This window comes from Micromonospora sp. NPDC005298, assembly GCF_040607375.1.
Classification (GTDB): domain Bacteria; phylum Actinomycetota; class Actinomycetes; order Mycobacteriales; family Micromonosporaceae; genus Micromonospora.
Map to the genome: position 1 here is coordinate 649,899 of NZ_JBEXGP010000002.1, position 12,199 is coordinate 662,097.

Annotated in this window: 11 protein-coding genes; 8 read left to right on the forward strand and 3 right to left on the reverse strand. The window is 71.6% G+C overall.

What is annotated here, in order from left to right; translation table 11 throughout:
* Positions 1-44: 44 nt before the first annotated feature.
* The 4 genes from frr (at position 45) to ABZS77_RS07735 (ending at position 4,687) form a co-directional block, all read left to right on the forward strand.
* On the forward strand, positions 45-602 hold the full coding sequence (frr, locus tag ABZS77_RS07720) for a ribosome recycling factor (RefSeq protein ID WP_204943784.1): 558 nt from the start codon (positions 45-47) through the stop codon (positions 600-602).
* A 275-nt stretch (positions 603-877) separates the two neighbouring features.
* Positions 878-2,257 (forward strand): phosphatidate cytidylyltransferase, encoded by a 1,380-nt coding sequence (locus ABZS77_RS07725; protein WP_354818832.1) that lies wholly within the window; start codon positions 878-880, stop codon positions 2,255-2,257.
* Positions 2,258-2,361: 104 nt separating this feature from the next.
* Positions 2,362-3,519 (forward strand): 23S rRNA (adenine(2503)-C(2))-methyltransferase RlmN, encoded by a 1,158-nt coding sequence (rlmN, locus tag ABZS77_RS07730; RefSeq protein ID WP_354818835.1) that lies wholly within the window; start codon positions 2,362-2,364, stop codon positions 3,517-3,519.
* Between the two features lie 31 nt (positions 3,520-3,550).
* On the forward strand, positions 3,551-4,687 hold the full coding sequence (locus ABZS77_RS07735) for a DivIVA domain-containing protein (protein ID WP_354818838.1): 1,137 nt from the start codon (positions 3,551-3,553) through the stop codon (positions 4,685-4,687).
* Between the two features lie 84 nt (positions 4,688-4,771).
* Here the strand turns inward: ABZS77_RS07735 and ABZS77_RS07740 are convergent, their stop codons facing one another.
* Positions 4,772-4,993, reverse strand: coding sequence for a DUF2631 domain-containing protein (locus ABZS77_RS07740; protein ID WP_354818841.1), 222 nt, complete (start codon positions 4,991-4,993; stop codon positions 4,772-4,774).
* 92 nt (positions 4,994-5,085) lie between these two features.
* On the opposite strand from ABZS77_RS07740, the gene ABZS77_RS07745 reads away from it, so the two are divergent.
* On the forward strand, positions 5,086-5,952 hold the full coding sequence (locus tag ABZS77_RS07745) for a tetratricopeptide repeat protein (protein WP_354818844.1): 867 nt from the start codon (positions 5,086-5,088) through the stop codon (positions 5,950-5,952).
* Between the two features lie 134 nt (positions 5,953-6,086).
* On the forward strand, positions 6,087-7,676 hold the full coding sequence (locus ABZS77_RS07750; RefSeq protein WP_354818847.1) for a Rieske 2Fe-2S domain-containing protein: 1,590 nt from the start codon (positions 6,087-6,089) through the stop codon (positions 7,674-7,676).
* A gap of 104 nt (positions 7,677-7,780) precedes the next feature.
* On the opposite strand, the gene ABZS77_RS07755 is transcribed toward ABZS77_RS07750, so the two are convergent.
* A complete protein-coding gene (locus tag ABZS77_RS07755) occupies positions 7,781-9,373 on the reverse strand; it encodes an NAD(P)/FAD-dependent oxidoreductase (RefSeq protein WP_354818849.1) in 1,593 nt (530 codons plus the stop codon).
* A gap of 145 nt (positions 9,374-9,518) precedes the next feature.
* Here ABZS77_RS07755 and ABZS77_RS07760 point away from each other — a divergent pair, with 145 nt between their 5' ends.
* The gene (locus tag ABZS77_RS07760; protein WP_354818852.1) at positions 9,519-10,682 is read left to right on the forward strand and encodes an alkaline phosphatase PhoX; all 1,164 of its coding nucleotides are present in this window, start codon (positions 9,519-9,521) and stop codon (positions 10,680-10,682) included.
* A 4-nt stretch (positions 10,683-10,686) separates the two neighbouring features.
* On the opposite strand, the gene ABZS77_RS07765 is transcribed toward ABZS77_RS07760, so the two are convergent.
* Positions 10,687-11,529, reverse strand: a complete 843-nt coding sequence (locus tag ABZS77_RS07765; RefSeq protein ID WP_354818855.1) for a YhjD/YihY/BrkB family envelope integrity protein — start codon at positions 11,527-11,529, stop codon at positions 10,687-10,689.
* 51 nt (positions 11,530-11,580) lie between these two features.
* Between ABZS77_RS07765 and ABZS77_RS07770 the strand changes: the two genes are divergently transcribed.
* The gene (locus tag ABZS77_RS07770) at positions 11,581-12,123 is read left to right on the forward strand and encodes a GNAT family N-acetyltransferase (RefSeq protein ID WP_354818858.1); all 543 of its coding nucleotides are present in this window, start codon (positions 11,581-11,583) and stop codon (positions 12,121-12,123) included.
* The last annotated feature ends 76 nt before the right edge of the window (positions 12,124-12,199 follow it).

Consider the following 12,199-nt stretch of genomic DNA (forward strand, 5'->3'; position numbering starts at 1 on the left):
TTCAGCAGAGCCCACCACGAGCACAGAAGGAGGCGAGGAGACCGGTGATCGACGACACCCTCCTCGAGGCCGAGGAGAAGATGGAGCGTGCGGTTGAGCACGCCAAGGAGGAGTTCGGCGCCATCCGTACCGGTCGCGCCAACGCCGCCATGTTCTCCAAGGTCATCATCGACTACTACGGCACGCCCACGCCGCTGACCCAGATGGCGTCCATCGCGGTTCCCGAGCCGCGGATGGCGATCATCAAGCCGTACGACAACTCGCAGATCAACGCGATGGAGAAGGCGATCCGCGACTCGGACCTCGGGGTGAACCCGAACAACGAGGGCAACCAGCTGCGCATCCTGCTCCCGCAGATGACCGAGGAACGCCGCCGCGACATGATCAAGGTGGCTCGGCACAAGGGCGAGGAGGCCAAGGTGGCGATCCGCAACGTCCGCCGCCGTGGCAAGGAGGAGCTGGACCGGATCGTCAAGGACGGTGAGGCCGGCGAGGACGACGGTCGCCGTGCCGAGAAGGAACTGGACGACCTGACCCAGCGCTACGTCGCCAACATCGACGACCTCGTCAAGCACAAGGAGACCGAGCTTCTCGAGGTGTGACCCCGGCATTCGTACGCTGCGACGAGGCCTGCCCCGACTGCCGGGGCGGGCCTCGTCCGCGTCCGACCGACGCCGCGGCTGCGCGCCGTGGGCCGCCCTCGTCCACCTCGCCCGGACGGCGGGTGCAGTAGGCTCGGCACGATTCCCGGCCACCGGGCGGTGAACACCGGGAATCGACCGACCGTCGAGGCGGTCAATCGGAGGAACATCGCGTTGTAGGGGATGGTTGTGGTCTTGCGTCATGTGGTCGTTCTCGCGCCACGTCGCGGTGCGTGATGTCCCACCCCGACCCCTACGTGGGAGAGCCGCGCGGCTGGGACCGGCCGGAGCGTCCGGTGGCCCTGCCCTGGCCCGAGCCCGAGATCGAGGCGGGCCAGTGGAGTCGCCGTCCGTCCGGCCCTGAGCTGTACGCGGAGCCGCGCACCCGCCCGTACGCCGAGCCGGCGGACCCGTACGACGAGCGCGGCCGGTCGGTCCGCCCGGACGACCGGGACCGCTTCGACGACCGCAACCAACCCGACCGGTACGACGATCGGGGCCGGCCCGGCCGGTACGGTGATGGTCCGCCCGCCGGCCGCGACGGCGCCCCGCCCCGGCACGAGGGCCCGCAGCGGTACGACGAGCCTGGCCGCTACGACGGCCCCGAGTCCTTCGCTGGGCCGGGCGGCTTCGACGACGACGCCGAGTATCCGACCGCCCAGATCGCCCCCATCGGCGCGGAACTCGGTCCGGACCTGGATCCGGTGACCGAGCCCGACCCCGAGCCTCCGGCCGGTCGGCGGCCGAAGGGTCGACGCCGGGCCAGCGTCGACCGGCCGGCCACCCAGCAGTTGGGCACCGGACGGGCGGGCCGCAACCTGCCAGCCGCGATCGGTGTGGGGTTGGGCCTCGGCGCGCTGATCGTGGTGCCGCTGGTCTTCTACCCGTTGGCGTTCCTGCCGGTGCTCGCCGGTGCGATTGCCATCGGCATGTGGGAGATGGCCCGCGCGGTCCGCCGCAGTGGCGCGCACCCGCCGCTGGTGCCGTTGATCGCCGGTGGTGTGCTGACCGTGGGTCTGGCCTGGTTCGCCGGCCCGGACGCGCTCAGTCTGGGGCTGCTGGTCACCGTGCTGGGCACCATGATCTGGCGATTGGGTGACGGCCCGGCCGGTTTCCAGCGGGATCTGACCGCGGCCACCCTGATCGCGGTGTACGTGCCGTTCCTGGGGGGTTTCGCGGCGCTGCTGGCGGCGGCCCCCGACGACGGGCGGCTGCGCGTCCTGGCCACGCTGATCGCGGTGGTCCTCTCCGACACCGGCGGGTACGCGGCCGGCGTGTCGTTCGGCCGCCACCCGATGGCCCCGTCGATCAGCCCGAAGAAGTCCTGGGAGGGCTTCGCCGGTTCGGTCGGCGCGGCGGCGCTGGGCAGCGCCGTGCTGCTGTGGCTGATGTTGGACGTGGCCCCCTGGTGGGGTGCGCTGTTCGGGGTGGCCGTCTCGTGCGCCGCGGTCCTCGGTGACCTCGCCGAGTCGATGATCAAGCGGGATCTCGGGGTCAAGGACATGAGTAACCTGCTGCCGGGCCACGGTGGCCTGATGGACCGCCTGGACTCGATCCTGTTCGCGGTGCCGACCGCCTACCTGCTGCTGGCGATCTTCGTGCCGGTGGTGGGGTGAGGCATGGAACACCGCTTCCCGGTCTCCCCGATCCGGCGGTCGGGAGCGGTTCGGCACCTCCGGACGGGTGTGTGCCGCCCCAGGCGTGACACACTGGACCAGCCATGACGAGCCTGCCCCTGATCCCCGCCATCTCGAACGCCTCCGCCGCGCGCCGGGCGTCCATGCCCCCTCAGCACCTCGCTGACCTGGACCTGGCCGGCCGCCAGGCGTTGGTCACCGGGTTGGGTGAGCCGGCGTTCCGCGCCAAGCAGGTCTCCAACCACTACTTCGGGCGGTTGGTCCGCGATCCGCAGGCGATGACCGACCTGCCCGCGGCGACCCGGGAGCGGCTGGCCGACCAACTGCTGCCCACGCTGCTCACCCCGGTACGCGAGCTGGCCTGCGACGACGGCGCCACCCGCAAGGCGCTGTGGAAGCTGCACGACGGCGCGCTCGTGGAGAGCGTGCTGATGGGTTACCCGGACCGGGTGACCGTCTGCATCTCCAGCCAGGCGGGCTGCGGCATGGCCTGCCCGTTCTGCGCGACCGGCCAGGCCGGGCTGACCCGTAACCTGTCGACCGCCGAGATCGTCGACCAGGCGGTCTACCTGGCCGGGGTGGCGGCGTCCGGAGCGGTCGCCGGCTCGCCGCCGCGACTGTCGCACGTCGTCTTCATGGGCATGGGTGAGCCGCTGGCCAACTACAACCGGGTGATCGCGGCGATCCGTCGCCTGGTCAGCCCCGCTCCGGAGGGCCTCGGCCTGTCCCAGCGGCACATCACCGTTTCCACGGTGGGGCTGGTTCCGGCCATCCGCCGACTGGCCAGCGAAGACCTCTCTGTGACCCTTGCGTTGTCGTTGCACGCGCCCGATGATGATCTGCGCGACGAACTCGTGCCGGTGAACCAGCGCTGGAAGGTAGCCGAGGTGCTGGACGCAGCGTGGGACTACGCCGCCCGGACGGGCCGTCGCGTGTCGATCGAGTACGCGATGATCAAGGACGTGAACGACCAGCCGTGGCGAGCCGATCTGCTCGGGCGGCTGCTGGCCGGCAAGTTGGCGCACGTGAACCTCATCCCGCTCAATCCGACGCCGGGCAGCCGCTGGGACGCGAGCCCGAAGCCGGTGGAGCGGGAGTTCGTCCGGCGGTTGCGCGACGCCGGGGTGTCCACCACCGTACGGGACACCCGGGGTCGTGAGATCGACGGCGCGTGTGGCCAACTCGCCGCCGCCGAGGACACCGACACCAACACCGACCGCGCCGGAGAGGCACCGGCGTGACCGGGCGTGGCGAACGAGACCAGGAGACATAGTGGCGAGTCAGGGTCAGCGTTTCCGGCGCAAGGCGCTCCGCCGGGGATACAAGGTCGACGAGGTGGATGCCTTCCTCGACCGGGTCGAGGCGACGCTCGACGGCCGGCAGGTCGGTGCGCCGGTGGCCTCCCAGGAGGTCCACGACGTCGTCTTCCGGGTCCGGTTCAACGGCTACGACGAGTGGCAGGTCGACCTGCACCTGGACCGCGTCGAGCGGCAGCTGGCCGAGTTGGAGGAGCGCACCGGCGCGGGGCGCGGCGGCGCTGACCCCCGGATGGGCCCACCGGACCGGATGGGTCCGCCGATGCGCGACGACCGGGGCATGGTGCCGCAGCCGATGCCGCCGCGGCCGATGCCGGCCCAGTCCGGCCCGCCCGACCGGTACGGCCGCTATGACGAGCCGACGGGTGCCTTCGCCGGTGGGTACGACGCCCCCCGTGGCGGTTACGACGCGCCGCGTGGCCCGGCCGGACCGGGCCCGATGGGTCCCGGCGGCCCGATGGGTGGGCACGGCGTACCGCCTCGCGGCCTGCCTGCCGGCCCCACCGGCTACGGCCCCCCTGACGACCAGCGGATGCCCGGTGGCTACGGCCCTCCGGACGACCAGCGCATGCCCGGCGGCTACGGGCCGCCCGACGACCCGCGTTCGTCCGGCGGCTACCCGCCGGAGGAGCCGCGCTTCGACGGTTTCGAGGCCGGCCGGCACGGTCGCGCCGACATGACCGCCGAGATCCGGATGCCGGAACGGGACCTGCGCGACATGCGCCGTGGTCCGGCCGGTCCGCCGCCCATGCCGCAGCCGGGCATCGGTGGTCCGCCGATGGCCGGTCCGCCCGCCGTGGCCGGTCCGCCGGCGGGTGGTCCGCCGATGGCCGGCCCTCCCGGCAGCGACCTGTACCGGGTCGACCAGATCCGGCGCAGTTTCCAGGTACGCCGGTTCGGCAGCGGGTACGACCCGGACCAGGTGGACCGGTTCTTCGAGACCCTGCTCGGCGGCATGCAGCGCCGCAACCCGATGCCGGTCGACCCGAAGGACCTGGACACGCTGCGGTTCGGCCTGGTTCCCGGCGGCTACTTCGAGGCCGAGGTCGACGCCGCGCTCAAGGACGTGCAGGACATCCTGTTCGGGCGCTGAGCCCGACGCGTACGTGACGAGGGCCCGTCCCCGGGTGGGGGCGGGCCCTCGGTCGTACGTCGGCCGGGGGTTGCCCGGCGGAGGTCAGGAACGCAGACCGTTGCGACGCAGTACGGCGTCGCCGATCACGATGATCAGCAGCAGCACGGCCAGGCCGACCAGCCAGATGTCCTCGACCCTGCCCTCGTGGTTGCCGCAGATCATCGCCAGCAGCGCCAGCGCGGACAGCACCGCGCCGATGCGCCCGGCCTTCCGGTGCCCGGGCTTGTGCTGGTCTGGCGACGTTACCGGCTCGCTTCCTGCCACTGTCGGTCCTTCCCTCGCGATCGGATCTTTGGTTAGTCTGGCACGCCTCGTGCCGGGCCCGGCGCAGGGTCCGACCAGATGGAGGGGACGACGTGGCCCGCGAGGAGGATCGGGAGCTGCTGAAGGCGGCCTACGAGGCGTGGGAGTCCGAGGACTGGCCGCAGGCGGGCGAACTGCTGGAGCGGTTGGTGCGGCGGCACCCCGACCATCCGAGGGCAGGGGTCTGGTGGTACGACGCGGCGCTGGCGTACAAGTTCCTGCGCAACTGGGCGAAGGCGTATGAGCTGGGCCGCGAGGCGGCAGCCCGAGCGGACCGTGACGCGCAGGATCCGGCCTTCTGGAATCTCGGCATCGCAGCGACGATCATGGAGGACTGGGCGACCGCCCGGTACGCCTGGCGCGGCTTCGGGCTGAGCGTGCCGGACGGCGACGGCGAGATCGTGGCGGACTTCGGGGTCACTCCGATCCGACTCGGTCCGGCCGGCAACAACGAGGTGGTCTGGGCGCAGCGGCTCTGCCCCACCCGGGCCCGGGTGTTGAACGTGCCGACCCCGGAGTCGGGCCGTCGGTTCGGTGAGGTCGTGGTGCACGACGGCGCGCCGAACGGGGAGCGTGTGGTGGACGGGCGGACGTACTCCGTCTTCGACGAGCTGCTGCTGTTCCGGGCGTCCACGCTGCCGACGGCCACCGTCCACGTCACGGCCGGGACGCCGGAGGACGTCCGTGCCCTGGCGGCGCTGTTCGACAAGCACGGGTACGCGGCGGAGCCGGCCAGCGGAGTGCAGTTCATCTGCTCCTGCTGTAGCGAGGGGAACGTGTCGCAGGACGCGGACCACCAGGTCGCTGGTGCGCAGCAGGTGAACGTGGCGGCCCCCGCCGACGAGATCCCCCGCCTGATGGACGCGTGGCGTGGGGCCGACCCGTCCCGTCGCAGCTGGACGTCTCCGGCCGCGAACTGACCGGCGGCCGGGGCGGGCCTTCCGACCCCTTCAGGGCGGGCGGAACGACACTACCGGCGTCGCGGGGCGGCGGTCAGACTCCCTCCGGTAGCGTTTGGCGTACACCTGATTGTCTGTTTGAGGGGGACTGTGCGGTGCGAGTGACCGGAACCGGGCACGCCAGTATGCGGATCGACACGGCCGCGGGCAGCATCCTGTGCGACCCGTGGGTCAACCCGGCGTACTTCGCCTCGTGGTTTCCCTTCCCGGACAATTCCCTGCTCGACTGGGAGACCCTGGGTCAGGTCGACTACCTGTACGTCTCCCACCTGCACCGGGACCATTTCGACGCGAAGCACCTGCGGGACTTCGTCTCGAAGGACGCGACGGTCCTGCTGCCCGAGTTCCCCACCTCGGAGATGGAGGACGAGTTCCGGGCGCTGGGCTTCACGAAGTTCCTCAAGGCGCCCAACGAGCAGGTCGTGGAGCTGGACGGCGGCCTGAAGGTCATGATCCAGGCGTTGACCAGCCCGACGGACGGCCCGATCGGCGACTCGTCGCTCTGGGTGGAGTACGACGGGGTGCGGCTGCTCAACCAGAACGACGCCCGCCCCACCGACCTGAGTGTCTTCGCCGAGCTGGGCCACGTGCACGCGCACCTGCTCCAGTTCTCCGGCGCGATCTGGTACCCGATGGTCTACGAGCTGCCGCAGGCGGCGAAGACCGCGTTCGGCAAGCAGAAGCGTGACCGGCAGTTCGACCGGACCTGGCGTTACATCGACGACCTGAAGGCCGACCACGTCTTCCCGATCGCCGGCCCGCCGTGCTTCCTCGACGACGCCCTGTGGCAGTTCAACGACATCCACGGCGACGAGGGCAACATCTTCCCCGACCAGTCGGTGTTCCTGTCGGAGTACGCGAAGGTCGGCGGCACCAACGGGATCGTGCTGCTGCCGGGCAGCGTCGCCGAGGTCACCACCGAGGGCGCGAGCACCACCCACCCGGTGCCGATCGAGGAGTTCTTCGCGAACAAGGTCGCCCACCTGGAGGAGATGCGGGAGCGCAAGCGTCCGATCATCGAGGCGGAGAAGGCGTCCTGGCGGCACCCCGAGGTGGACGTGCTCGGTGAGATGAAGCGCCGCATCGAGCCGCTCCTCGACGAGTCGATCTACCTGGCCAAGGGCGTCGGCGGGCCGGTCCGCTTCGACCTGGTCGGCACTGACAGCTCAGGCGGCGAGACTGTTGAATCCATCGTGGTGGACTTCCCGGGCAAGGAGGTCCGGCCGTACGCCGACGAGAAGGTCCGCTACCGGTTCCGGACCGATCGGGCGCTGATCGAGCACCTGCTCTTCATCGACGAGGTGGACTGGGTCAACTCGCTCTTCCTGTCGTGCCGGTTCTCGGCGGCCCGGATCGGCCAGTACAACGAGTTCGTCTACGCGTTCTTCAAGTGCCTGTCCGAGGAGCGGCTCCAGTACGCGGAGGGCTGGTACGACGAGCACGAGCGCAGCACCGACGCCGAGGACATCACCCTGGGCGACTGGGTGGTGCAGCGCCGCTGCCCGCACCTGAAGGCCGACCTGACCCGCTTCGGCATCGTCGAGGGTGACCAGCTCACCTGCCAGCTGCACGGCTGGCGCTTCGACCTGCCGAGCGGCCGCTGCCTGACGAGCGTCGGCCACAAGGTCCGCGCCCACCGCGTGGACGCGGAAACCCCGGCCCCCGCCGGCGAGGCCGCAATCTGACCCGCGGCCCCACCCCACCCGCTGAACCCAGTCGATCATGAACTTGTCGTCGTGACACGCCAAGGCGACGGACGCTAACTTCATGATCAACGGGTGAAGGGGGCCTAACGGAGGTCGGCCAGGATTCGGCGGGCTGCGTTGTGGCCGGCTGCGCCGATCACGCTGCCCGCCGGGTGGCAGCCGGCGCTGCCCGCGTAGACGCCGTCGATGCCCGTGGCGTGGGGCATTCGGTCGGTGAACGAGACGGTGTTGTCGACGTGGTGGATGTGCCCGCCGGTGATGCCGAAGTGCGCCTCGATGCCCGGTGGGGGCAGCGGCACCGCGTCGGCGATCAGGTCGGCGGTGCCGGGGGCGTACCGTTCGACGATCCCGATCAGCCGGTCGACGTAGCCGGGCAGTTCCGCGTCCCAGGTGGTGCCGGCCAGGTCGTAGGGGACGGACTGCACGAACAGCGCCGACGAGTGGTGCCCGGCGGCGTCGGAGAGCGACGGGTCGACAGTGGTGTGCAGGTACCACTCGATGGTCGGCTCCGCCGGCAGCCGCCCGGCCCGCACGTCCGCCCACATGCCGCGCAGCGCGGTCATCGGCGAGGTGTCGTCCCCGCCGACCAGCGACGCGGAGCCGGGCAGCAGGTGGATCGTCGAGCCGAACGGGCTGGGTGCGCCGGCCGGCAGGCAGGAGAACCGGGGCAGCCCGGTGAGTGCCAGGTTGAGCTTGAGGGTGGTGCCGGGGCGGCGGACCGCAGCCATCCGCTGGCCGAGTGCCGCCGGCAGCGCGCCGTCGGGCAACAGGTCCATCAGCCGGTACGGGTCACACGCGCCGAGCACCACCCGGGCGGCGACCTGCCGGCCGTCGGCCAGCACCACTCCGCTGGCCGCGCCGCCGTCGAGGGTCACGGCGCTCACCGGCGTACCGGTCAGGATTGTCGCCCCGGCGGCGCGCGCGGCGTCGGCGAACGTGCGCGAGACCGTGCCCATCCCGCCCTCGGCGATCATCCAGGTGCCACCCGAGCCGGGCAGCCGGCACATGTTGTGCACGAGGAAGTTGTGGCCGGTGCCGGGGTCGTCCGGTCCGGCGTTGAGCCCGGACAGGCCGTCGGTGACCGCGTACATGCTGACCAGCAGTTCGGAGCGGAACTCGAACCGGGCCAGGTAGTCGGCGACCGACCCCTGGACGAGGTCGACGAAGACCTGCCGCAGGGCGGGTCGGACGTACCGCTCGGCGGTCTCCTGGACGGTCAGTGGCTCCGCCAGCCAGGCCGGGGCGAGGTCCTCGCGCAGCGCTGCCAGTTCGGCCTGCATGGCGTCGTCGGCTGCCACGTCGGCGGGGGAGAAGAACTCGGTGAACTGCGCCCGGGTGGCGGCGGTGTCGCTGCCGAAGAGCAGGTACGGCGAGCCGACGCCACCCGGGGTGGGCAGGAAGTAGTGCGGGTCGCGGCGCAGCACCGGGATGTGTACGTCGAGGGTGGCGAGCAGTTCCGGCGGCATCAGCCCGAGCAGGTACGAGCCGGTGGAGTGGCGTAGCCCCGGCACCTTCGGGAACGGGTTCTCGGTGCGGGTCGCGCCGCCGATCACGTCGGCGGCCTCCAGCACCAGGACGTCCAGGCCGGCGCGGGCCAGCAGGACGGCGGAGACCAGGCCGTTGTGCCCGGCACCGACGATCACCACGTCGGCGCGGTCCGGAATCTCACTGCTCATGCCGCGGCAGCCTAGTCCGCCCCGACGGGCCAGGTCAGCCCCTCGCCGGCGGACCCGTCACCCCTCGTTCACCGGACAGTGGCTGCGGTCGATGCCGTCCGGGCCTACCGTTGGTCGGACATCGACCACTCCGGGAGGTCTTCCGATGGACCGTCGCACCGTCCTGCGCTCCGCCGTCGCCGGCGCGGCCGCCTTCTCCGGCAGCCTGTGGGCGGGCGCCGCGCTGGCCGCCCCCGCGCAGCCCGGCCCCGGCCCGTACGGGGATCTGTTGGCCGCCGACGCCAACGGCATCCAGTTGCCGGCTGGATTCACCGGCAGGGTGATCGCCCGTTCCGGCCAGCGGGTCGCCGGCACCTCGTACCTCTGGCACTGGGCGCCCGACGGCGGCGCCTGCTTCCCGGCCGCCGACGGCTGGATCTACGTGTCGAACTCCGAGGTCCCGATCATCGGCGGCGCGTCGGCGGTGCGCTTCGCCGCGGACGGGTCGGTCGTCTCCGCGTACCGGATCCTCGGTGGCACGAACATCAACTGCGCCGGTGGCGCGACCCCGTGGGGGACCTGGCTGTCCTGCGAGGAGGTGCCGCTCGGGCGGGTCTTCGAGACCTGGCCGGACGGCAGCCGGTCGGCCGAGGAACGGACCCGGATGGGTCGGTTCACCCACGAGGCGGCGGCCTGCGACCCGGACCGGAGGGTGGTCTACCTGACCGAGGACGAGGGGGACGGCTGCTTCTACCGCTTCGTCCCGGACGCCTGGGGTGACCTGCGCACCGGCCGGGTGCAGGTGCTGTGCGCCCCTGCGGACCAGGTCGCCGGGCCGGTCACCTGGCGGGACGTCCCGGACCGGGACGGCTTCCCGATCCCCACCCGTTTCCAGGTGGGCGCGGCGAAGCACTTCGACGGCGGCGAGGGTTGCTGGTACGACCGGGGCACCTGCTGGTTCACCACGAAGGGCGACAACCGGGTGTGGGCGTACGACGCGGTCAACCAGCGTCTGGACCTGGCGTACGACGATTCGCTGGTGCCGTCCGGCGCCGCGCCGCTGACCGGGGTGGACAACATCACCGGCACCGCGGCCGGTGACCTCTACGTCGCCGAGGACGGCGGCAACATGGAGATCAACGTGATCACGCCGGCCGGTGTGGTGGCCCCGGTCGTACGCCTCCTGGGCCAGTCGTCGTCGGAGATCACCGGTCCGGCGTTCTCCCCGGACGGCTCCCGCCTCTACTTCTCGTCACAGCGCGGCACCTCCGGCGACCGCACCGGCGCCAACGGCGTCACGTACGAGATCCAGGGGCCCTTCCGCCGGTGACCGGCTACGGGGTGGACGAGGGGGTGCGGTGGGCGCGCCAGTGGGAGAGGGCCAGGGTGGCGGAGTAGCCGGCGAGGACGATCACGTGGAACAGGTAGAGCCACAGGAGCACGGCGACGCCGCCGCCGATCTGGTCGAAGCCGCCGAACGGCACACCGAGGTCCAGCGGGAGCGAGGCGAAGAGCACGAAGCCGTGCAGGAAGCCGGAGAGGTTCGCGGCGGTGAACGACCCGACCGCGAGGGTGGAGAGCCAGTCCGGTGATGCCGGTCCGACCACCCGGAACACCCACATCAGCACCGGCGTGAGCACCAGCCACACCGCCAGGAACGACAGCACCACGCCCAGCGCGCCGACCCAGCCGCCCTGTTTGACCAGGTGGGTGGTGAGCGGCAGGGCCAGCAGGATCGACAGCAGCAGGGCGGGAGCCGGCGCGAGCAGCGGCAGCAGCAGGAGTCGGCCCCGCCACCCCACCAGGTGCTCGTCGGTGTCGGGTCTCGCCACCGACACGAACGCCCGGCGCAGGCCCTCGCCGTACAGCGACGCGGGCAGCAGCGAGGCCAGCGCCAGCAGCGGGGTCAACTCCACCCCGGCGGTGACCAGCGCTTCCACCGCCCGGGGCGCGCCGATCGCGGTGGGCAGCGCCTCCACGGCGTACGAGGTGAGTCGGCGTACCCGGTCGGCTCCGGCGACCAGGGAGGTGAGCCAGATGGCCAGCAGCGCCACCGGTACGACAGCGATGGCCCCGTAGAAGGTGATCGCGGCGGCGTGCAGCGACAGGTCCCGTCCCCGCACCGGACGGAACGCGGCACTGGTGATCCGCTTCGCCCTCTGCCATCCGCTGCCCATCGTGATCTCTTTCCCCGTCGCCGTGTCCGTCACTCCCTAAGCTCGCCGGTCATGACTGTTCTCACCACCGGACGCCTGATTCTGCGCGACTGGACCGACGATCCGGCCGATCTGGCGCGGATCTACGACATCTACTCCCGCTCCGAGATCACCCGCTGGTTGGGCGCGGTTCCCGGCCTGCCGATGACCGACCCCGCGCAGGCCGTCGACCGGCTGCGGATCTGGCGGGAGCGGCACGCGACCGACCACGGCCGGTACGGCACCTGGGCGATCGAGGTGCGCGACAGCGGCGTGGTGGCGGGCACGGTGCTGCTCAAGCCCCTGCCGGGGCGGGACGGGGCGACTCGGACGGCGGACATCGAGGTGGGCTGGCACCTGCACCCGGACTCGTGGGGGCACGGCTACGCCACCGAGGCGGCCCGTGCGGTCATGGCACGGGAGTTCGCCGCCGGTACGCGGCGGATCTACGCGGTCGTGTCGCCGGGCAACGAGGCGTCGATGGCGGTGTGCCGGCGGCTCGACATGGCGTACGTGGGCCGCCGCGGCGACTGGTACGGCGGCGAGGAGCTGGAGACCTTCGAGCGGTCCCAATAGTCACGCCTGTCGAAGTGTTGACGCTCCCGTAGCACGTCAGTAACCTTTGGCCAAAGTCATGCAAGATTTCGACAAA